Annotated in this window: 15 protein-coding genes and 1 tRNA gene; 7 read left to right on the forward strand and 9 right to left on the reverse strand. The window is 44.3% G+C overall.

Annotated features, from left to right (window positions below; all coding sequences use genetic code 11):
* Positions 1–81: 81 nt before the first annotated feature.
* Positions 82–2,139 (reverse strand): TonB-dependent receptor, encoded by a 2,058-nt coding sequence (locus BC643_RS16610; protein WP_120274400.1) that lies wholly within the window; start codon positions 2,137–2,139, stop codon positions 82–84.
* Between the two features lie 320 nt (positions 2,140–2,459).
* Between BC643_RS16610 and BC643_RS16615 the strand changes: the two genes are divergently transcribed.
* The 3 genes from BC643_RS16615 (at position 2,460) to BC643_RS16625 (ending at position 3,983) form a co-directional block, all read left to right on the forward strand.
* The gene (locus BC643_RS16615) at positions 2,460–2,966 is read left to right on the forward strand and encodes an RNA polymerase sigma factor (RefSeq protein WP_120274401.1); all 507 of its coding nucleotides are present in this window, start codon (positions 2,460–2,462) and stop codon (positions 2,964–2,966) included.
* 104 nt (positions 2,967–3,070) lie between these two features.
* Entirely contained in the window at positions 3,071–3,628 is a 558-nt protein-coding gene (locus BC643_RS16620) for a DJ-1 family glyoxalase III (RefSeq protein WP_120274691.1), read from the forward strand.
* 127 nt (positions 3,629–3,755) lie between these two features.
* Positions 3,756–3,983: a hypothetical protein gene (locus BC643_RS16625; RefSeq protein WP_120274402.1), complete on the forward strand. Its 228-nt coding sequence runs from the start codon at positions 3,756–3,758 to the stop codon at positions 3,981–3,983.
* Between the two features lie 64 nt (positions 3,984–4,047).
* On the opposite strand, the gene BC643_RS16630 is transcribed toward BC643_RS16625, so the two are convergent.
* Positions 4,048–6,084, reverse strand: coding sequence for an ATP-binding protein (locus BC643_RS16630; protein WP_120274403.1), 2,037 nt, complete (start codon positions 6,082–6,084; stop codon positions 4,048–4,050).
* Between the two features lie 135 nt (positions 6,085–6,219).
* Positions 6,220–9,912: a phosphoribosylformylglycinamidine synthase gene (purL, locus tag BC643_RS16635; RefSeq protein WP_120274404.1), complete on the reverse strand. Its 3,693-nt coding sequence runs from the start codon at positions 9,910–9,912 to the stop codon at positions 6,220–6,222.
* A gap of 355 nt (positions 9,913–10,267) precedes the next feature.
* Between purL and BC643_RS16645 the strand changes: the two genes are divergently transcribed.
* From BC643_RS16645 to tpiA, 3 genes are all read left to right on the forward strand, one after another.
* Entirely contained in the window at positions 10,268–10,768 is a 501-nt protein-coding gene (locus tag BC643_RS16645; RefSeq protein ID WP_120274406.1) for a YkgJ family cysteine cluster protein, read from the forward strand.
* A gap of 171 nt (positions 10,769–10,939) precedes the next feature.
* Positions 10,940–11,287 carry a DsrE family protein gene (locus tag BC643_RS16650; protein ID WP_120274692.1) on the forward strand — a complete coding sequence of 116 codons (348 nt, stop codon included), beginning with the start codon at positions 10,940–10,942 and terminating at the stop codon, positions 11,285–11,287.
* Between the two features lie 133 nt (positions 11,288–11,420).
* Entirely contained in the window at positions 11,421–12,179 is a 759-nt protein-coding gene (gene tpiA / locus BC643_RS16655) for a triose-phosphate isomerase (protein ID WP_120274407.1), read from the forward strand.
* Positions 12,180–12,939: 760 nt separating this feature from the next.
* Here the strand turns inward: tpiA and BC643_RS16660 are convergent.
* Positions 12,940–15,288: a glycoside hydrolase family 3 N-terminal domain-containing protein gene (locus tag BC643_RS16660; RefSeq protein ID WP_120274408.1), complete on the reverse strand. Its 2,349-nt coding sequence runs from the start codon at positions 15,286–15,288 to the stop codon at positions 12,940–12,942.
* A gap of 422 nt (positions 15,289–15,710) precedes the next feature.
* Here BC643_RS16660 and BC643_RS16665 point away from each other — a divergent pair.
* Positions 15,711–15,783: transfer RNA gene (locus BC643_RS16665), tRNA-Thr, on the forward strand.
* 5 nt (positions 15,784–15,788) lie between these two features.
* Here BC643_RS16665 and BC643_RS16670 read toward each other — a convergent pair.
* The 5 genes from BC643_RS16670 to BC643_RS16690 form a co-directional block, all read right to left on the reverse strand.
* Positions 15,789–16,367 carry a hypothetical protein gene (locus BC643_RS16670; protein WP_120274409.1) on the reverse strand — a complete coding sequence of 193 codons (579 nt, stop codon included), beginning with the start codon at positions 16,365–16,367 and terminating at the stop codon, positions 15,789–15,791.
* Positions 16,368–17,058: 691 nt separating this feature from the next.
* A complete protein-coding gene (locus BC643_RS16675) occupies positions 17,059–18,432 on the reverse strand; it encodes a glycosyl hydrolase (protein WP_120274410.1) in 1,374 nt (457 codons plus the stop codon).
* 72 nt (positions 18,433–18,504) lie between these two features.
* Positions 18,505–20,628 carry a glycan-binding surface protein gene (locus tag BC643_RS16680; RefSeq protein ID WP_120274411.1) on the reverse strand — a complete coding sequence of 708 codons (2,124 nt, stop codon included), beginning with the start codon at positions 20,626–20,628 and terminating at the stop codon, positions 18,505–18,507.
* A 19-nt stretch (positions 20,629–20,647) separates the two neighbouring features.
* On the reverse strand, positions 20,648–21,793 hold the full coding sequence (locus BC643_RS16685) for a glycan-binding surface protein (RefSeq protein ID WP_147377252.1): 1,146 nt from the start codon (positions 21,791–21,793) through the stop codon (positions 20,648–20,650).
* Positions 21,794–21,825: 32 nt separating this feature from the next.
* The gene (locus BC643_RS16690; RefSeq protein ID WP_120274413.1) at positions 21,826–23,541 is read right to left on the reverse strand and encodes a RagB/SusD family nutrient uptake outer membrane protein; all 1,716 of its coding nucleotides are present in this window, start codon (positions 23,539–23,541) and stop codon (positions 21,826–21,828) included.
* Positions 23,542–23,544: the final 3 nt, after the last annotated feature.

Raw genomic sequence — 23,544 nt, forward strand, 5'->3', positions numbered from 1 at the left:
TTACGGACGCGAAGATAATACTTTCCAAAGGTATAAAAAAGGCTTCCCGAATGAGAAGCCTTTGATTTTTCTGTATAGTGATTACTTATTAAAATTCAATTGATAACTAATGCCGGCACTAATCCAGCGCCCGGGTTGCGAAATATTGCCAATATCGATGTAACTCTTGTCAAATAAATTACTCACCGATAAGTACACTTGAGTTGTCTCATTTTTATAGTATACCTTTAAATCGGCCAACCAAAACGGCTCGTAATCCGACTCGCCAATATAAACGGTATCCTCATACTTCGCGTAGCTTCCGTTGCGGTCCTGGAAACGAACTTTCCATCCGGCATAAATATTCTGCCAAATAGAATGATCGAGGCTAAATACGATCTTGTGTTTCAGGTTATCTAGCACATAATTCGAGAGATAATTGCTTGAGCCTTTATCAAGCGAATTGTAGGCGTAGTTCACACCAAAATGCTTGATAAAAAATGAAGGGCCAGCAATTGCTCCAAAATTAAGGTCAGCATTCACCTCCAGCCCATCCGACTTAATCTCGGTCAGGTTTGCAGTTTGCCACAATTCCGCATCAGTCAGACGCACCCAATCAATCATATCCTTCCCGATGCGATGGTACCACGCAGCTTCTGCGTTTAATGCTGGTGTGCGGTACTTCAAACCTGCTTCATAAGTGGTCGACCGTTCCGGTTTCAAATCGGGATTACCCTGGTTTGTGGGTCCCGAGTAGTACAAGTCGGTAAAGGTGGGCATGCGCAATGACTTGTTAAACGAACCGAACGCTTTAAACTGGTCGCTAAACTTGTAGCTCAAATCGATACCAGGGTATACATTCCATTCATTATGAAGATCCGAAATCCAGTTCGCCATTGCCCCCAATGACGCTGTCAGATTGCCCACATAGAAAGTATGCTCAGCAAAATAAGAAATGATCGTTCTGGAGTGCCCTTTATAAAAGTATTGGCCGGATTCCCCCGGGACTTTTATTGAATCGTCCAGGTCCTCACCCAAAACATTACTTAAAATGTTCTCGGATCGGAACTCGGCACCGAACGCTGTCTTGCCTAAATCGGACTGAAACCAGCTGTTCAGACTTAAACCAAACACATCAGTCATATGGTAATTGTGACCGGAGTACCAACTTGCCGGGTTATCACGGAACAGCTCGAACCGATCCTGGTGGCGACGCCAATATGCAGCTGGTGTAAAATGCAGCGTCTTGCCGGTTTCCATTTTCACGGAAGCAAAAGTGGTTTTGGTCGCTTCATATTGATTGGGATATTTTGGCGTATAAAAACTATTTGCTCCAAATCCCTTGTCGGTGTAGCCCACCTGAAAGTCGAGGGTACCGGGTTCGGTTTTCAGCCTTCCCTGGTAAAATATATTATAGATATCGAAATCGGTATTGGAAATGTAGCCATTCGATGCCATATTGCTTGCCGCGATAAAGCTGGTCAGCTTTCCGGTCTTCACATTAGCCGACGCATTCAAATCGCGCAGACCGTGATCCCCGAAAGCAACATCCATCCGAAGGGCTTCGTCATCGTCGGGTTCGGTTACTATATTAATAGCACCCGAAAATGCATTCGGTCCGTAAACCCGGGCCGACGGTCCATTCAAAATTTCGATACGTTTGATGCTTTTTAAACTAACCGGAACATTCAGATTGTGATGACCGGTTTGTGGATCAGAGATGTTGATCCCATTGAGAAGAATAAGCGTTTGGTCGAACGACCCGCCCCTGACTGAAACATCGGCTTGCACCCCGTAGGTGCCGCGCTGCCTGATGTCTACTCCTAAGGCATACTCTAGAAGGTCCTGGATACTGGAGACGGGAGCCGCCTCAATTTGTTCACGCTCAATCACGGAGATGATCCGTGCAGCCTGCGAATATGTCACAGGCGCTCTCTGGGCACTAACCTCAATCTCATCGAGGTTGTAATCCGTACTCAGCTTCAGCGTGTCGGTTTGGGCTACGGCTTCTTGCGGCAAGCTAACATACAAGTAGGCAACTACCAGCGAGGCAATACGCACTTGTCTTTTTATAGCTTGAAACAATGAATAGCCATGTCCATTCCAACGTCTGAAACAAAGAACTTCAGCCCGATTGTGCTTGTTAAATAACTTTTTCATTGATTAACTTTTCTTTACAGAAAGCTGCAAAAGTAAATAAATCTGCTCGTTGTAAAAGACTTTCGGGCTTAGTTTGGTAGGATAATTCGCTTTTTTAGCCTATCTTTTTTAAACCAAAACTTGTTCAACAACAGGACTCTCAGATTAAACAAAGTTGCCTCCTCGGCGTAAGTACTTAGGTGATAGATAAAACCATGACTTCTATCAATTTTTTTTATCGCGAATAAATAAAATCGAATAATAAAAGACTGCAAAATCTTTTATTAGACAACGAATCCTATTTATATTTGTTCTAAACAATAACGTTAAATCACGCTGCCATGACACAACTTCAATTTAACAACGCACTGCTGGGGCTGCAGGACAAGCTGCTCTACTATGCACTTAGCTTAACATCCGATCAGGAAAAGGCACAAGATTTATTACAAGAAACTTTCCTGAAAGCGCTGACCTATCGTGATAAATTCACACAGAACACCAACTTTAAGGCATGGATTTACACGATTATGAAGAACACGTTTATTAATAACTATCGCAGAAACGTTAAAGCAAAAAATACGTTCGACGGTTCAAACAACGATTTCCACCTGAAGTTTTCGAAGGACAAAATCTACCCGTCACCAGATTCATTCTTTAGCTCTAAAGAAATTCTGAAAAATATTAATGCTTTGGAGGACGAATATAAAGTTCCCTTCACCATGTTTTTGGATGGCTACAAATACAAGGAAATTGCAGAGTATCTGAATCTTCCGCTTGGAACTGTTAAAAGCCGGATCTTCTTTACTCGCAAAAAGCTTGAAAAAGCTCTAAAAGATTACGCAAATTAGTTTTAGACATAGTAACATTTTCAATTCTCAAAATGGCTCGATATTCGAGCCATTTTTTGTTTCCACCCGGTTGGTTAGCTATCTTTAAACTAAAAATTGAAGCGATGAAAAATATTGCAGTACACCTGGCCAACGGGTTTGAAGAAACTGAAGCAATTACAATTATTGACCTCTTACGACGCGCCGGATTACATGTCCAAACGGTGTCGATAACCGGAGAAGAGTTAGTGACCGGATCGCACGAAATAGCTGTTAAAGCAGATGTGCTTTTCGAAGAAGTTGATTACAACACCATCGACATGATTATCCTCCCTGGCGGCTTGCCCGGTGCCAAGAACCTGGATGTACACAATGGACTAACCCGGCAAATCCAGGCGTTTCACGAGCAAAATAAGCCGCTGGGCGCCATTTGTGCAGCTCCGCTGGTCTTTGGTCATTTGAATATATTGAAGGGCAAAAAAGCGACTTGTTATCCCGGCTTTGAAAAAGAATTAGCAGGTGCAAATGTTGATGCCGACGCAGTAGTTGTAGATCAAAACATAATTACCAGCCGAGGAGTTGGAACAGCCATCCAGTTTGCTTTAAAAATAGTAGAATCACTGATCAATAAAGAAAAGGCGGATCAAATCTCAAAAAGCATCCTTTTTAGTTCCCCTCTGTAAGCCGCTAAAACAGGCAACTTACTGGAGCACAACAATTTCTTTTCAAAATAATAACAAACATAATAGTGATATTTTGCGCGTATTGTCGTAAATTTCAGATAAGGACTTAATTTAATATCTGAAGTTTATGAAAACACGTTTAAAATTGCTATTCGTTATTGTGTGCTTTTCCGCATGCTTTTTTACAGGTTGTACCGATGAAGACGACACTGAAGGTGCTCCAATTGAAATTCCGGAAAAAGATCCTCCTAAGAAAGATTCAGTCGACGGTGCGACTATCCAAATACCACAAAGTGATAGTTCGTCAACAACTGAAACTGACGATGAAGGTGCACCTATCGAAATCCCGGAATAACACAGAAAGATCTTATAGCAATTCTATTTTAGGATTCGAAGCCAGCGAAAGCTGGCTTTTTCTTTTAGTTATCGGCAGTGGCCAACGGAACCGTAAAATGGAAGGTACTTCCATTTCCGGGTTGGCTTTCAGCCCAAATCTTGCCTTTATTTAGCTTGATAAACTCCTTACAAAGAATCAATCCCAAACCGGATCCATCCTCATTGTTTGTGCCTTTTTTCTTGATTTTGGAATCAATCGAAAATAGTTGTTCCAGCTCGTCCTCCGACATACCAATGCCGGTGTCCTTTACTGATACACACAAGTCTCTCTCATACCGCCTGAAACTGATGAAAACTTCTCCTCCATTGGGTGTAAACTTGACTGCATTGCTTACGATATTGCGCAGAACAGTTTCAATCATCATTGGGGTTGCATAGACGTGCACATTCCCGGGTACATCATATTTCAAGCTAATATTTTTTTGCTCAGCAATGGGCTGCAATAAATTGCAGATCTTCTCCTGTAAGGACGACAACTCGAAAATGATCGGTTCATACTGGAGCCTTCCTGTTTGGGACTTACTCCAGTCGAGCAAGTTTTGAAGTAGACGGAAAATGTTGTTTGTCGAGTTATAAATATCCTGAGCGTATTTTCGTCTGTCTTTGTCTTCGAAACGGTCGTATTCGTGACTCAACAGGAAAGAATACCCCAACACACTATGTAATGGGTTTTTTAAGTCGTGAGCAATAATCGAGAAGAACTTATTTTTAGATGCGTTCATCTGTTCTAATTCGTTCTTCTGCGATTCAATCTTAATATTCTTTTCGGTGAGCACTTTATTGACACGTTTCCTGTTGTAGTTTCCAAACGAAACGTAAGTAACAATAACCAACAGTATAAGTATAGCAAAAACCCCAAGGTTTCGGAATGCTTTGTCTTTTTCCAACTGGATCATTGTCATTTCCTTCTCGGCATTTAACCTCGAAATAATCGCCTCGTTCTTCGTAAACTCATATTTCTTTTCAATAGCGGCCGCCTGGAAAAGGCGTTCCTCCTGCCGCATACTGTCCAAATATGTCTTGAAATTTTTATACGCACTGTAGGCTCGATCAATCTCTCCCATTTTTTCGTAAACGGTCGCGAGATCCTCATAGTAAAGCTGGATAATATAATAACCGTATTTATTCTCTATAGCGGTCTTCAAGCCCTCCCTCAATATTTCCAATGCTTTTTTGTAATTACCAAGTTCACCATAGACGCAGCCTAAACCTTCCTTCACAAAAACCTGGTTCAGCAGGCTACCCTCTTTTTCATAGATCTTATAGGCCGTCTGGTAGTACGAAAGTGCCACCTGAAGACTGTCTCCCTCATCAACATACACATTCCCCATATTATTGATCGCGGCCGCCATTCGTTCCTCGTTATCAATCTGCTTGAAATACCCCAAGGCTTTTCTGAAATATACCTTCGCTGAATCGAGTCGATTTGCATTATAATGCGCAGTCCCCAGACCGTTGCAGCTGCTCCCCATGCGATTTATGTCATTCGTAATCTTTGAGGTTTTGTAAGCCTTTCTGTAGTATTCTATCGACGAACTATAATCGCCCAAACGATTATAAACCATCCCCATATTAATATAGATCCGACTGAGATCTTCTAAACTGGAAGCCCGCTCAAAATCTTTCATGGCTTCAATCTGGCTGGCAATGGCATTCTCAAATTCACCCAAGAAATAATAGGACAAGCCGATTGAATTGTAAATCTCGCCAACCGAACTTAAACTGTCATTCTGAATATACTGCTCAATTGCTTTGCGGTACTGTGGTATTGCTCTTGCATATTCACCGGCGTCGAACAATAAATCTCCGTATGCATACTGAGCTTTTGCCAATGAGCCAAGATCATCCAACTCTTTGTAAATAGAAATACTCTCCCGAAAATAGGCAAATGATTGTGCGGTGTCCGAATCTGTGGTTAGGCTGGAAAGATGCTGTAATGTTAAAGCCCGTTCTTCCCCCGTCTGGCTTGTAAGCAAGTTTGTAAGACTATCTACTCCGGAAGACGCAAATAGATTGAAACTAAGAAAAACTAATAGCAGTAATGGCAGTTTAGTCATCATAGTGTTTGGGCCTCTCACAAAGATGTCAATTTTATCGAATTATCTAAAAAAAACGGAATAAAATATACCTCAGTAAGAAAACTTAGAAAACATATGCTATAAAAAAGAGCTCTCAATTGAGAGCTCTTTTTATTATTATGATTTTGTTTTTTCAATAATCCAATTTCGTGCGTTGACGAAGGCTTCGATCCAAGGTGCAACTTCCTCTTTCTTGCGGTTAGCCGGATAGTAAGGCCACAACCACGGACGGAAAGCACGTTCCAGGTGAGGCATCATCGCCAGGTGACGGCCATCTTTCGAGCAGATTGCCGCTGCGTCATAATCTGAACCGTTCGGGTTACCCGGATAGAATTTATTGGCGTATTTGAAAGGAATGTTGTATTCGCTTTCAGCATACGGGAAGCTGAACTTTCCCTCACCGTGTGCAATCCAAACACCCAACTTCATACCGGCCATAGTTTTCAGCATCACCGAGTTGTTTTCGGCGATCTCAACACCTACGAAGTTCGACTCGAATTTGTGCGACTCGTTGTGCAACATCTTCGGCATTTGTTCGTGTTCCGGGTAAATCAAGCCGAGCTCAACAGCCAGCTGACAACCATTACACACACCCAAACTCAAGGTGTCTTCTCGCTTATAGAAGTTCTCCAAAGCCACGCGCGCCTTCTCGTTGTACTTGAATGCACCGGCCCATCCTTTTGCAGAACCTAACACATCGGAATTTGAGAAACCACCAACATAAACAATCAGGTTCACATCTTCCAACGTTTCGCGTCCGGCGATCAGGTCAGTCATGTGAACGTCTTTCACATCGAAACCAGCCAGGTACAACATGTAAGCCATTTCACGATCGCCGTTCACCCCTTTTTCGCGGATGATAGCTGCTTTTACACCACTGGCAGCACGACGTTTCAGGTCGATGCCGTAGTCTGCTGCTTTACCGGTAAAGTCTTTGAAATCGTAAACCAGCTCGTTTTTCTTGTAGTTTTTGAAACGTTCCAAAGCCAGTTTTTCACCGCTTTGCTTGCGATCCATCAGGTATGATGTTTTAAACCACAACTCGCGCAATGAGTCAATATCTAAATTGAAGCTAGCTGCACCGTTTACAACAGTGAACTCGCGAGCTTCTGCAGGAGTACCAATTTTAACAAAACGAACACCAGCTGTAGTCAATTTGCTTTCGAAAGCCGCTGCATCAGCCGCCTGAACAACAATTGCCGGGTTTTCGTTGAAGAACGCTTTCACGCTGTCCGTTTCTCCCAAACCTGAAAGATCCAGTTTCAAGCCGCTTTCGTTATCGCTGAAACACATTTCCAACAATGTGGTAATCAAACCACCCGAGGCAACATCGTGACCAGCAACAATCAACTCGTCTTCGATCAAATCCTGGATGGTGTTAAATGTCTTCACGAAATATTCCGCATCGGCAACAGTTGGTGCTTCTTGTCCGATCTTGTTCACGATCTGCCCGAAAGCACTACCGCCCAAAGCCAACGCTGTAGATGAGAAGTCGATATAATAAACCGGTTTGCTCGCATCGTTTTCCAATACCGGCTCAATTACTTTTTTCACATCGGTAACTTCTCCCGAAGCCGAAACGATCACCGTACCCGGAGAATAAACTACATCATCCTTGTACTTCTGAGTCATCGACATTGAGTCCTTACCAGTCGGGATATTCACACCCAAAGCACAAGCAAAATCGCTGGCAGCTTTAACGGCACTATAAATGCGAGCGTTCTCACCAGCATTTTTTGCAGGCCACATCCAGTTAGCACTCAACGATACACTGCGGATTTTATCCGGCATCGGTGCCCAAATGATGTTCGTTAGTGATTCGGCAATTGACAGGATTGAACCTTTCGCCGGATCGATCATCGCTGCTACCGGAGCATGGCCGATAGAAGTCGCCAAACCGGCTTTACCTTGATAATCCAGAGTGATCACACCGAGGTTATTCAACGGCAAGTGCAATTTACCGGCACCTTGCTGTTTGGCAATACGGCCGGTTACCGAACGGTCAACTTTGTTGGTCAACCAGTCTTTACAAGCTACACCTTCCAGCTGCAGAACATCTTCCAGGTAGCTTTCTATTTTTGCAGGCTCGTAAGCCAGTTCTTCAAATTTTTCAGTCGAAGTAGTATCAGTCAAAACCGTCTTTGGCGGATTACCAAACATGTAGGCCAATTGCCAGTCGATCGGTGTTTCGCCGGTTTTCGAGTTTTTGAAAGTAAACTGCATGTCGCCAGTCGCTTCGCCGATTACATACATTGGTGCACGTTCGCGATCTGAAATGGTCTTCAACAGATCCACGTCTTTTTCGTGCATTACCAAGCCCATGCGCTCTTGCGACTCGTTACCGATCAGCTCTTTTTGAGACAATGTCGGGTCACCGCAAGGCAATTTATCGGTATCGATCAAACCACCGGTTTCTTCAACCAGCTCCGACAAACAGTTCAGGTGACCACCGGCACCATGGTCGTGAATTGAAATGATCGGGTTGTTGTCCGATTCGGACAAAGCACGAATGGCGTTGTAAGCACGTTTCTGCATTTCCGGGTTGGCACGTTGTACAGCGTTCAATTCGATTGCGTTTTCGAATTCACCGGTTGCTACCGACGATACAGCACCACCACCCATACCGATGCGGTAGTTATCACCACCCAACAGAACAACTTTATCACCTTTTGTCGGCGAGTCTTTCAGACTGTCCTTTTTGCGGCCAAAACCGATACCACCTGCCAACATGATCACTTTGTCGAAACCGTATTTTTTGTAGTTCTCGAAGTGTTCGAAAGTCAACACCGATCCACAGATCAGCGGTTGACCAAATTTGTTACCAAAATCGCTGGCACCGTTCGAGGCTTTAATCAGGATCTCGTCCGGTGTTTGATACAACCAAGGGCGTTCTTCTGTTGCTTGTTCCCAATTGCGGGCATCTTCGGTACGTGGGTACGAAGTCATATAAACAGCAGTACCAGCGATTGGCAAAGCACCTTTTCCACCGGCAATACGGTCGCGAATTTCACCACCGGTACCGGTTGCAGCACCGTTGAACGGTTCAACCGTTGTTGGAAAATTGTGCGTTTCCGCTTTCAGCGAAAGCACAGTCTCAATATCTTTTACTTCGAAGAAATCGGGTTTGTCCTGCGTCTTCGGAGCGAATTGCTCAACCACCGGTCCCTGCACAAATGAGCAGTTGTCCTTGTAAGCCGATACAATTTTATTAGGATTGGTCTCCGAGGTTTTCTTAATCATTTTGAAAAGCGAGCTTTCCATTTCAACCCCGTCGATCACGAAAATACCATTGAAAATTTTGTGACGGCAGTGCTCTGAGTTTACTTGTGAGAAACCGAACACTTCGCTGTCAGTCAACTTGCGGCCCAGCTTTTCTGAAACTTCATTCAAGTAAGCGATTTCATCTTCACTCAAAGCCAAACCTTCTTTCTCGTTGTAAGCGGCAATGTCTTCGATTCCGATAATCGGATCCGGCTTTTTATCGATTGTAAAAATATCCTGTTTCAAACCGTTGTACATCCGCTGAAGCATCGGGTCAAATCCTGCTTTTTCATCCGGAACGGCCATAAACTCTTCAATACGGATAATGCCCGAAAGGCCCATGTTTTGGGTAATTTCCACAGCATTGGTACTCCAGGGTGTAATCATTTCCCGACGTGGCCCAACAAAAAAGCCTTCGATTGATTCACCTTCAACAAAAGTTGCTTCGCCAAAAAGCCAAACCAGTTTTTCGATGTCTGCCTCAGCAAAAGAACTTGTTGATTGCACTGCGAGAACCGTGCCTTGAGGAGTTTTAAAGAATGAAATCATGTTGAATCTCTTTTTAAGATAAAGTTGACATGTTTTGGGCTTCTGCCCTATTTTTAATTTGTCCGCCATCGATTCTAAAATACCGAAACAGAGCCCGGTAGATCATCTTCTCAGGAAGGCCGTCTGAAAGACGCTGCAAAGATAAAAATTCCTTAGGAAGATTCAGCCTGAAGCCTTTAAAAGAAGCCTTTTGTGAATAATTCCGGTTGGATGTTAATAATCCGTTGAGCATGAATTTAGCTCGACTCTTTAGGGATGACATCTTTTCGAAAAGATGTCATCCCTCTCCGGCTCGAATCAACACATTTAGCTTCTTCCCCGCTTTTCTTTATTTTTGTGGCAAAATCAGAGTAAAATGACTTACAACTTCGAAAAGTACCAGCGCTTTATCGCCAACGTCGACAAGTTAACCGAATCACTTTCATCACTGCACAGCAAGCACATGCAATGCCGAAAAGGCTGCGACCTCTGCTGCATGAACTACCGGATTTTCCCGGTTGAATATTTTGCGGTGCAACAGGCATTGAGCGAGAAACCGGTTAAAACAATGGAATCGAAAGATGGTAGCTGTGTTTTTCTGAAGGATCACGCTTGCCAGATATACGAACACCGCCCGTTTATCTGCCGCACGCATGGACTTCCGTTACTTTATATGAACGAAGACCAATGGGAATTGTCGGCTTGCGAACTCAACTTCACCGAGTTTGACGATGAAGACTTCTCTGCAGAAAACACCTTCCCGCAAGATCGCTTCAACAGCGAGTTATTCCAGCTTAATAAGCAATTTATCGCCGATAACAAGCTCAACTTTTCGGAATTCGACTTACTGGAAATGAAAGATTTGCACAAGGGCTAAAACACAGATGGAATACTAAAAAATGTATAAATTATTGCTACTGCTTTGAAATCCATCGTAAGCTTGATAACTTTCCGGTTCAAAGCTATAAGCACGATGAAAAAACTTTTAATATTCCTCTTAATTATTACCGGCACAGGTTTGCATTTAAATGCACAAAATCCAGCAAAAATGAACGAAAACAATAACAAGCTGGCCGTTATTTGGACGAGCGGCGATCCTGAAGTTGCCCAAAAGGTGTGTTTCATGTACACGCTGAATGCCAAAAAGCAAGGTTGGTTCGACGAGGTTGTCCTGATCGTGTGGGGGCCATCAGCGAAGCTACTCGCCGAAAATGAAGATCTTCAGGCCGACGTGAAAAAAATGATGGAGGCCGGTGTAGTCGTCGAAGCCTGCATCAGTTGCGCCAAAATGTACAATGTTGCCGAAGATTTAAGTGATTTGGATATTGATGTACGCCCGATGGGAGTCCCGCTAACCAACTATTTAAAAGAAGGTTGGCACACGCTCAATTTCTGATTTAGAAAGGGTTTAAACAAAGGTTAAATCCCGAAAGCTTCCGGTCAATTTATAGGTGGTTTAGCCACCTTTTGTTATTTTTGGGGCGATATTTTTGAAATCAATAATTTTCTATCCACAAATCAAATAAAACATGAGAAAGAAAGTAGTTGCCGGTAACTGGAAATGCAACACAACCGTTCAGGAAGGTGTTGAATTAGCAAAAGCTGTAAACGAACTGGTTGCCAAAGCAGACGCGAAAGACGTTGTCGTTGTTCTTGGAGCTCCTTTTACACATATTACCAAAGTTGTTGAATCAGTAGACGCTTCACTGGTTGGTGTTGCTGCTCAAAACTGTGCTGCTGAAGCTTCTGGTGCATACACTGGCGAAGTTTCTGCTGCGATGGTTAAATCAACAGGTGCTGGTTACGTAATCTTAGGTCACTCTGAAAGACGCGAATACTACGGTGAAACAAGCGAAATTTTGAACAAAAAAGTGGCTTTGACATTGGCTAACGGATTGACTCCAATCTACTGCTGCGGTGAAGCTTTGGAAATTCGCGAAGCTGGAACTCAAAAAGCATATGTTATCAACCAATTGGAAGAAACAATCTTCAATCTGAGCGCTGAAGACTTCAAAAAAGTGATCATCGCTTACGAACCAATCTGGGCAATCGGAACAGGTAAAACTGCTTCAACAGCGCAAGCTCAGGAAATGCACAAAGACATCCGTGAAGCTATTGCTGCAAAATACGGTGTTGAAGTTGCTGAAGAAATTTCAATTCTTTACGGTGGTAGCTGTAAAGCTAGCAACGCTCCTGAATTGTTCGCCAGCGCAGACGTTGACGGTGGTTTGATTGGTGGTGCTTCACTGAAAGCTGAAGACTTCATCGGTATCATTACTGCTTACTAATCGAAGTTTTTCGATACATCATAGCTATTCCCGGTTGGATCTTCCAATCGGGATTTTTTGTGGCTTTGAATTGAGACTTGCATTGAAATAGACCACTTAAGCGGAAAAAATTCTCACTACTGTTTCCGTGACTGGTACTCTAAGTGTCCCAACGTCCTTCCAGACGGGAGTTACTTTTTGGCTAAAGCCAAAAAGTAACCAAAAAAATCAAGGCTGATTTTTATCTTCTAGCTCCATCAATCGAAAAGCTAAGTCCAGCCTCAGTGAGATTTGCTCTTACTCGTCTATTTGAGCATCAGCAACTTATAAGTCTAAAGTCAATTAAAACAGCCAATACATTAAGCCAAACTAAGACGAAAACACTCATAATTGCGCATTAGTTGCTAAGAGTGGGTGCGTTGGCCGTTAAAAAGCCCGGCCGAGGATTCGTTTTGACAAGATTTTTGCTTCCCTGTCTACCGGCAGGCAGGCTTTTCATCGAATGGAAAAGGAAGAGCCAGTCCGGCTTGAGGACAGATAAAATTTATCATAAAAGTAAAATTATGCTCCCTATCATTCATTTTTGATTAGCAGAATGTAAAAACGGAGCTTGATTCATCAAACACCCTAATCAGTGGTTAGCGAGCTAATTTGAAAATCCAAGAGTAACGAAAACAAAAAAGTCATCCCGAATTCATTTCGGGATCTCTCGACATTTCTATTGAAAGATCCTGAAACGAGTTCAGGATGACTGAGCTATTTCTATAACCGATAAATCGGTTTAATATTGAAATCCTTTTTTCAATGTGATCGTTCCTTCTAACTGCGCCTCTTTCGACGACGAGCCAATCATCACTTTAAAGTCACCTGGTTCAATCACCCACTTGTAATCAACACCAATCAAGCTAAACATATCCTTCTTCAGTGTGAAAGACACCTGCTTGGTTTCGCCTTTCTTAAGGTAAACATACGAAAAAGCCTGCAACTGCTTAATCGGGCGAACAGTCGACGCGTACTCGTCACGCAAATACAATTGCGGCACCTCTGCCCCATCGTACTTGCCCGTATTGGTTAAGTCGAAGGAAACTGTGTAGGTGAAATCATCCACTGGTTCAATCTTCAGATTCGCATATTTAAAGCTTGAATAACTTTTACCTTCACCAAAAGTGTACAACGGAGCCGAAGTTCCCTCCACGTAGTTGTGAGCAACCGGGTTCTTCTTGTCGTAATAAACCGGCAACTGGCCCACTCCGCGAGGTACCGAGATCGGCAAACGACCAGTTGGATTGTAATCGCCGAACAACACATCGGCAATACCGTTTCCACCTTGCTCACCCGGATACCAGGCAGTCAACAAAGCATCTGCATTTTCCGATGCCCAGTTCATGTTCAACGGGCGACCTTCAATATAAATGACTACCACCGGCTTTCCGGTTGCTTTAATGGCTTTCAACAGTTTCATCTGATCGCCCATCAAATCTAAGGTCATGCGGTCGTTCCCCTCACCGCTTTCCATATCGCTTACCAATTTGCTGTTGGCCACGGCAGCACCGGTTGCCAGGTAATCGGTATTGAAGTCGCGGGCACTGGAACCACCAACAACCACAACAGCAACATCTGCACTTTTGGCCGCTTTCACAGCAGATTCGATATCCGTTTGCGTTGTATCGCGGATCGCGCATCCTTTGGCGTAAATCACATTTTTAGCACCCACTTTCGCTTGAATACCTTCCAAAACAGTTACCACATTTTCATCCGGTTGCGGCGAAGTGTAGTCTCCCAGTTGGTTGTACATCACATCGGCATTGGGGCCAATCACTGCCAGCTTAACGCCTTTTTTATTTAATGGCAAAACACCTTTATTCTCTAACAAAACTGTTGATTGCTGAGCAAGCTCGCGCGCCAGTGCAATGTTGCCTTCGCTGTGTACCTCTTTCTTCGCTTTCTTCGGATCAACATAAGGGTTGTCAAACAATCCCATCGCGAATTTCCATCTCAGCACATTGTAAGCCGCCGAATCAATTACACTTTCCTGAAGCTTTCCATCCTTCACGGCCTGACGCAATTCAGCATAAGCAATCCCGCCTAAATCCACATTCGTTCCCGCTTCAATCGATTTGATCGCTGCATCCTGAACCGTCTTGGTCACAAAGTGCGAGCCCATAATTCCCTGGATACTGTACAAGTCGGAAACCGAAAATCCCTGGAAGTTCCACTCATCGCGCAAAATATCGGTCAGGTATTCTTTATTCATTGTTGATGGAACACCATCGATTGAGTTATATGAAGTCATCACCGACAGAGCACCGGCATCAATCGCATCGCGAAATGGCGGAAAATAATTCTCCAGCAAATCGCGATGGCTCACCACCGAAGCATTTCCGTTCACACCCGACTCGGGGCCCCCGTAAGCAATAAAGTGTTTCAAGGTTGAAATGGCACTTCCCGGTTGGGTAACGTCACCTCCGCCCAAACCAGCAACCATCGCTTCTCCCATCCGCGCAACCAGGATCGGATCTTCGCCATAAGTTTCCTCAACACGCGACCAACGCGGTTCGCGGGCCAAATCCAAAATTGGTCCGTACGCAATATGGGCGCCCTGCAAACGCAGTTCCTCTCCGATCACTTTTCCCATCTTTTCGATCAACTCGGTATTGAAAGTTGCGGCCTGTCCCAGTCCTGTAGGGAATACGGTTGTTCCGATAGCCATGTGCCCGTGGGCTGCTTCTTCTGCAAAAAACATCGGGATTCCCAAACGGGAATGTTCGATACTGTAACGCTGCAATGCATTGGCAGCCTTGGCTGCTAATTCCGGATTCAATCCGTTTGCAAGTGTCTTTTTAGTCCATGGATCGGCACGAAAAGTTGCCCACAACATGCCGGCTAACTGCTCTTTTTCCAAGGTTTGAAACTGGTTGGAAGCAAGCACATCATTTCCTTTAATCTCATACATCTCCCAGCCCATGAAACAAAGGACTTGTCCAACTTTTTCATCCAACGTCATTCGTTGCAACAAATCTTTTGTTCTTGCTTCCGGCGAGTAAGCAGGATCTTTATAAATCGGCTGTTTCGTTTGAGCAACAGCAATTTGACAGATCAGCAACAAGCCGATACAGATACGATAATACATAAAAATTGATTTTAAATTTTAACCTCAAAGAACACCTAACCATTTTAACAGACTCAAAACTATCAAAAAATACGGACGAACCCAGAGCAAAGTGTGTGCGCCACTCATTTTTTTAGATCTCTTAATATCAGGGCGAATTACAACCAGAAGTCAGACTGTCCTTTTTTCATTTTTAATCCTTTTTACGACTATTAAAATGACAGGTTTAACTGTCGATTCGTTCGTATTCCGACTTTGGTTTTGCGTTTGAAGAAAGCAGCCCGAGGCTACTGATCTGTTCGAACAAAGTGCTTTCATTTTGTCGACAATTTTGAAGAAGTCGTGGAGATCGCTTTTGACCGAAAGCCGTAATTTTCGATAAAAATATTTTGTCTCTGAAGAACAACGATAGCCCGAATCGATTAAATTCGGGCTATCGTTTTGCCTCTTTAGCTCAGCTGGTAGAGCAGCTCATTCGTAATGAGCAGGTCGCGGGTTCGAGTCCCGTGAGAGGCTCTGGTTTAACAAACTTCACTCTCCACTTCAATAGCAGCCTGTAGCTGCTTCACCCAGCCATCAATTTTTTCGACCGATGGTGTATGATGTCTTTTTCGTCGAGCATCCTCATATTTAATAATCTGTTCTGGACTCTGTCCGCTCCGCAAATAAACTTCCACATCCGAACAAACAATGCAGTACCCGGTAAACGGGCAGACCGTCTCCTCATGGTAAGTGCAAAAGTCAATGTGATGTTCACCCTCAGAAAACGCCAGGTGTTTCTCGCTCCAGAAACGAATGATAAAATCGTAGCGCAGATGCGGCGGAAAGTTGACGGGAAAATCGAGCACAAAATGATGCTTTTGCAAGATTTTTTCCAGTTCGTTGGCTAGAATTTCAACTTGACTCTTACTGAGCACACCGTTTGGTGGCAGCAATTCGCTGTCAATACCAGTTATGGTCGAAACCGTTTCCTTTTCTCCGTAAAGGTATTGCCAGCCGGTGTACGTTTTGTTTTCATGCTCTCTCTCCGCGACAACAGGTTCGTCGACTTTTACTTGCTGGCGAATAGTTTTCAAAAGTTGTTCAAAAGATTGTTTCATAGCTTGCTTGACTTGAGTTAATTACGAATTGGCTGTTCCTGTTCTTCCTCGTGTGCCTTGACTTTTTCTTCAAGCACTTCTCTAACTTGTTCCAGATCATAAACCAATTTCAAAAATTCATCTGAATTCATCATAGCTGTCTGTTTTCGGGTTATTTACTAATTTTCATTTCCCCTATTCCCGAGCATTGCGTTGCAGCGTTAATTGTTTACAAGATCATAAAAGCGGAAGGTTGTTTCGACAAACCACATTTCGTTTCCTCAATCCGATGTCTTGTTTCCACTCTAATTTGTTTTCATCCGATGTACAAAAAGCACACCAGTAAAAGGAAACAAAAAACATCCGTCAATACGAGAGGATTCTATTACTCAACTCTTCAACCTGTTACGAACGAATTTCAATAATTAAATTTACAACTTTCTTTTGTTCAATTCCAAATCATATCGATAAAACTGCATACTTTTATCGTCAATTTATGGGGTAAAAAAGCCTCAACTCCACGACATTGAAAGCACGCTACTTCATTCCCAAACAGGAAGAATCATGATATTCCCTGAATTTTCCGGCAAAAAGAGACAAAACAAAAGAGTTATACACGAGGCATAACTCTTTCGATTGGGGGTTGCGAGCAAAGGGTTTTTCGGGAACTCGCAACCGTTCTATTACTAGAATTTGGGATTTGGGTTCTATGCTATTTCAAACTGGGCATATCCTGTCGGGTTATTACAGTACTGCTTCCCATCGCACTAATCCACCAGGCGGCATTGGCATGCTGGTGGTCGGTACCGCTAAAGGCGGTGCTTGACGGGTCGTTGGTTCGGTTGTAGTCGTACCAGGGCATAAAATATGACCATTGCGCTCCGGCTGACCATTGCGAAGGAATAGTTGATACGCTACCGCATTCGCTCAAGGTAATCATCTTATTGCTGTAAGTTTCCTGAATGGAAGCAAACTCGGCCGCTATTACACTTGCGCTCGACTGGTTGTAAATGTCACGCCCAACGATATCTACATAAGTATCGCCCGGATAAAAGGCATCATCCTTGGTCTGCGTTGTCCACACCCAAATCAGGTTGTTCAGCCCTTCAGCTTCAAAATAGTTGAACATGTAAATCCAAAGGCTTTTGTAGGCTTCGGCACCATCGGCCCCCCACCAAAACCAGGCAGTTCCGCCCGCGTATTCGTAGATGTTGCCCGCAGCTTCGTGCAATGGACGCCAGATAACCGGGATATTTTTTGCCTGCAACAATTTCAGATAGCCGGCCATTTTTGCCAAATCGGCTTCAATAACAGCATTTTCCCACGTGCCCGAAACCACCGCATCGGCAGCGCTAAAGCTGTTGTTTTCGGTATAAAATGAAATGGTTTCCGAACCTTCCGAAACGGGAACATTCCAGTGCCAGCCAGCCGCAACCAGCCCTTTGTTATTCCACCAATCTTCCACCACTGCTGTCTGCGAATAGTCAATCCAGTTGGCCGGCGAACTTTGCAGATGCACGTAGTCGAAAGTAGTCATTGCCGGATATTTGCTTGTATGTTGATACACCCAGTCTGCTTCGTTGGTATTCCAACTCACATTGGCCATGGCGGCCGACACGATCTTGCTTCCGTAATTCTGTAAAAGAAAGTTGAACACGTTAACGGCCTGTGCGGATGGATTCGCCACAGCCAGCGTTTGTTTCAGATTGACAGAAACGGACGCTTCGGTTGAAAAAGAAAACTGAATGGCCTCCGCCAATAACACACCATCCATATTGATTAGCGCTCCCTTGGGAATATTCACAACGTACTCCTCTCCTTTCAACAATACCGCGTTAATCAGGATCTTGGTATACGATTCCTCCACATCCACAGCGTTACCATTCAAAGTTATACCGTGATTATCTGTCAGGTAAACCACCTCATTAAAATTCACAACAATCTGCGTCGCCGGGCTGACATTCTCCTCCTTGTCTGCGGGAATGCTGCTTTTAAAGACAGGTGGATCTTTTATCGTTTCCTCACTGCCATCCGAACAGGCGAATAGCAAAATCAACGACAAAGCCATTAGTATTTTTATCTTCATTTTTGTGCTTTGTAAAAAAAGAAAGGCCGCTTATTTGACTAAACAGCCTTTCCAAAAATTAATGAAATCTACTTATTTGAGGTCGAGTCTAAAGTTATCGAATGAAATACCGGCCGGAATTGGTCCCCCGTAAAGGCCATTGGTTCCGCTGGACAAATTCAGTGTTCCCGACAAACCTAAACTAGTTGCAGGCACCGATATCGTGATCCACTGTCCGTTTGTTGATGCCGGGAATAAGCCGGCACCGTACCACTTCCAGCTATCGCCAAGAACAAATTGGATGGTTGATGCATTTTCGGCTCCCGTTACACCCTCTTCTATTCGGATGTCCAGTTTGAATACATAGTCTTCAATGTCAGCCACAATTGGTCCCAAAGCACCATTGGCCTGGTGGTTACAGTTAATGATCCAAGCGTCGCCGCTAGCGGCAGTGCTAATCCGCATGAAAGTGTTACCATTTTCCTGAAGAATTTCGGAGATACCGGACCAGCTGTTATCCCACCATCCATTGTGATCGCCATGTTGTTCAAAATCGTTGATCATGATTGTTGTGGACAGAATTGGATCCGTTCCCGGTATTTTAAACTCGGGAGAAGTTATTTCGGTCATATCAAAAGCAACCAATGTCAATGTAACTGTTCCACTTGTTGCATTTTCAGGAACATAAACTTCGATCATTGTTTCCGATCTTGTTCCGTACTGCGTTGCCTTAATGCCGTCCTGGAAGATGACGGATTCAACAAAGTTCAGCTTCGTACCTTCAATAACCATTAGATCGCCCGGATAAACCTCACTCGTGATCGAGGTGATAACGGGCGTATTCGGTGTGGTAATATCCAGGTATTCTGCGGATTCAACCTGATCACCGTTGATTGTAACCAATTTGATGGTACCGCTCTCGGCTGCTTCGGGAACCGTCACCGTTATCGAAGTTTCAGAATCGGCCGTGACCTCAACACTTAAATTGCTATTGAATATCACGGTTGTTACCAAATCCAGATCCGTACCTGCAATGCTGATATCGTTTCCGGCAATCAAAGCCATTGGATTGATGGCCGTAATTGTTGGTTTTATCAAACTAAGCTCGGCACTAACAGCACTCTTGTAGGAAAGTGTTGAAACGGTTACCGGCCCGGTTACTGCCTCATTGGGCACAGTTACCTGAATCTCGGTTGCCGACTGGCTTGCAATCACACCATCAACATCACCGGTAAACGTCACGGCTGACACCAAATCCAGATCAGTACCGGATATGGTTAAAACAGCAGCAGTTTTTACCGGATTTGGAGAAATCGCGGTAATCGTTGGTGCCGTCATCGTCAACTCATCAACTGATTCAATTTTGATATTTGAAGCGGTGATCACCGCGATCGTTCCATCCTGCGCATCCACCGGTACGGGGACCTCAATTGCAGTTGCACTTTGCGATGCAAAAAGGTCACTGCCAACACTCTTGTTTCCACTAAATACGACCGCTTTAACCAAATCCAGATCCGTACCACTCAGGGTTAATGTTTCTCCGGCTTTGATCTCGGCTGGCGTAAACGATCCGATTTCGGGCAGCGTTACAAACAAGGTATCTTCCGTTACAATGATAATCGGATCGGCTGCACCGTTGGAAATAGCGATTGGCCCCGTTTGTGCTTCAGCCGGCACCATCAGCTTAAGCTCTTTTCGCGACTGACTGGTAAACAGGGTACTGTCCACGCTAATCTTGTCAGAGAAAATAACCTCAGCAATTAAATTCAAATATTCACCGGTGATCGTCAATTCACTTCCGGGTTTGATCGATTCCGGCGCAAATGCATCAATGGCTATTGGTTCCGAATAGCCCATCTGTGTCTTCGTAACGATATCTCCTTGCGGAGTTTTCAATGTCACGTACCCCACTTCAGCCGTCTGCGGCACTGTCAAAGTCAACAGCGTTGAAGTCACCGAAGTAAATTCGGCTGCCGAAATTACAATACTATCCGGGAGAATAATTGACGTTACCTGGTCCAGGTTTTCGCCAATAAACTTGAGTTCAGCTCCTCGGGCAATCGGCATCGGACCATAGCTAAACAGTTCGATTTTGCTACCGCCGTTGTCATCATCGTCGTCATCATTACATGATACCAGGACCATGTTTGCACCTGCCACAAATAAAATCAGAATGAGCAGGAAATGCTTTATTTTATTATTTAGTAAGTCTTTCATTTCTGTCAGTTTCTAATTTTTAATATCGATTCGGTACAATTCTGAAATTGTCAAAACACATATCGCAGTTCAAAGCAGTTCCGCCAAAAATGGTCATTCGTGTATAGTAGCCATCAATGTTAACTGCCATTTCGGAGCCTGCTGCAACATAGGCATCAACCATTTCTTTAAACGAGATCGTAATGGTCTCCCAATTTCCTTCGCTGTCGTACGGAGGACTCCAGGTATATGAACCAGGATCGTAACCGTTTAATCCTAAAACGAATCTCACGCCACTGCCGTTGAACGGATTGATTGTATTGACCTCAAATTTCAGGCTGTACAAATCAGGATGCAGAATCGCATCGTCAGGAATATTTTTGCTGAGCTCACCCATGTCGGATGGTGAGCCCGCAACAACATCAGTCCATCCCCAGGCTCCGATTTGCTGTTTGACACGGATGTAATTTCCGTTGATCAGTTCCGGATCTCCGTCGCCCGGATTGGAAACCACATAATTTGAACCTGCCCAGCCAACGAAAGGATCGCTGTTGATAATGATATTTCGGTCGTCGCGGAATTTAAAGGAAGACAAACCGGTTCCAAAACTCGATTTTACAGCAATCTGTCCCGGAGACGTTCCCGCCGGTACAATCACTTTAATGGTTTCATCTTCTACCGAAACAACTTCTCCTTCCAGTTCTCCCGGGAAAACTACGATAAGTGGCTCGTAGAAATAATTACCATGAATGACCGCCAGCCCGCCATCGTTGACATACTCACAATCCATCGACGTAACGCTTGGTTTGTTGATGGACACCGTGAAGTCGTGCATCAGGCTGGTACCATCATTAAAATAGACAACCATTTGGTTGGTCACCTCTGTTGGCACTTCCGACGGAACGCGAACCAAAATTGAAGTGTTGGTAATGTACGGCATGCTGAGTGAGGCCGCCAATTGGTTGAATTCGATGGCAACAGCTCCGCCCAGGTTCTCACCGATTATGGCAATTAATTGTCCTTGCCCGGCACTCACGATCAGCGAATCCGACGATTCCGGCGCCGTGATCCGGATATAGTCAATCCGGGGTGTTCCCGAAGTTTCTTCGTCACTGCATGCGCTGTAAACTGTCCCCAGTACCAAGGCAATCAGTGCGATATATAAGTATCGAAATTTCGTTTTCATTCTTTTCAGTTTAAATTTCATTCGACTCATGCTTAGTTACTTTGGTAATAGTCAACCGGCTCTTCCGTCAGGCTTGGCATACTACCCAGGTCGGCAGTAGGAACAGGCAGATAGAAGTTTCCTTCTGTTGCGGTGATCGAGCGCTCGGTATGCCAGGATGTTTTCACAAAAGTCCAGTAGTTTGGATCCGGGTAGGTATCCGGATAAACGGCGAACAAACCGCGATCCTGGTTATTCAGAATGCTCAATGCTCTTGGTTTGTTGTAGTAGAAGATGTTACTCAGATCGTACATAAACATACTTTCCATCGCAAATTCGAGCGTCCGCTCTTTGAAAACATCATCAGCCGTAAAGTACGTTTTGTCCCCATTTCCCATTTCGTTTGGCAGGTTACTCAAACCAGCTCTGCGGCGAATCTTGTTCACGTACTCCAATGCTGTTGCATCCGATGATTCGTCGCTATTGCCCAAAGCAGCTTCCGCGTAAATCAGGTAGATTTCCGCTAAACGCAACATATAAGTGTTATTGGGATAATGTTGTGAAGATGCTCCTTCTGCCACATCAACCGCCTTACCAACAATGTATTTTTTTGTACAGGCGAAGCTGGCATCGCTGGTATTGTTCGGGTAAATACATTCGCGTTGGGCAACGGTTCCGTCGTCTGCGGTATAATCCTGTGTAATCTCAGGATATTTTGCACCCGGCAACATAAACGTGTTGTACAAACGGGTATCAATCGTCGCACCACGAATTGTATCGCCGGTCGTACCAATCGGATTAATCCCTTCGTATTGAGAAATAACATACCATGATGCACCGTAAGCGCCTCCCCAGCCATCGCCATTACCGATATCGGAACTGTAAGCCAAATAGGCAGGAACAGAATTACTTGGGCCCCACGCGCTGGAATATACCCATTGCAATTCGAAGAGCGATTCGTTGTTGTTGTCGTAAGGATACAAAAACAATGATCTGTAATCGTCCATCAGAGATTTGCCACTGTTGTCAATCACGTGCTGAGCATAGTATTTGGCACTATCCAGGTACATCTCGTTACGTACGCCGCCTGTTGATTCAACACCAGCACGAGACAAATAGAAACGCGCCAGCATCCCTTCAGCCGAATACTTGGTAATTCGACCTGTCGCATAAGGTTCTTCCGGCAAATCTTCAGCAACAGCGCGCATCTCGCGTGTCAGGAACTCCCAAATACTCGAAATGGTATTTCGCTTGATATCTGTTGAATTCATAATGGCGATGTTATCGGTGATGATTGGGACAGGCCCCCAGGCCAACACCAAATTGCGGTAAGCGCAGGCTCTCATGAAGCGCGCTTCGGCAATCGCCATCTTTTTCACTTCGTCCGAAACATCGGAAGTAGCGAAGGTATTCACGTTGCGGATCGCCAGGTTCGATTGCTGGATCACCGTGAAGAATGCGTTCCACCCGGCAATAACTTCCGAATTGTCACCATTGGCATTGAAGGCGCCAAACTCGCGACTATTCCAGGGAGCCATCATAATTCCGCTTCTCAGGTCTCCAATACTGAACGAAGCTTTATCGTTGTAGTCGAACCACATCCTGCTGTAAAGCGGAGCAGTTGCGGCCATCACTTCCTCATCCGTTTTATAAAAATCGGCATCAGTCAGTGAATCTTCGGGTGGCCTAACCAGGTAATCTTCGGAACAATTGGTCAAGGCAAACAGTGCTATAAGGCTAATAAGCCAGCTGTATCTTAGTATCTTCATAAT

Source organism: Mangrovibacterium diazotrophicum (assembly GCF_003610535.1).
Taxonomy (GTDB): domain Bacteria; phylum Bacteroidota; class Bacteroidia; order Bacteroidales; family Prolixibacteraceae; genus Mangrovibacterium; species Mangrovibacterium diazotrophicum.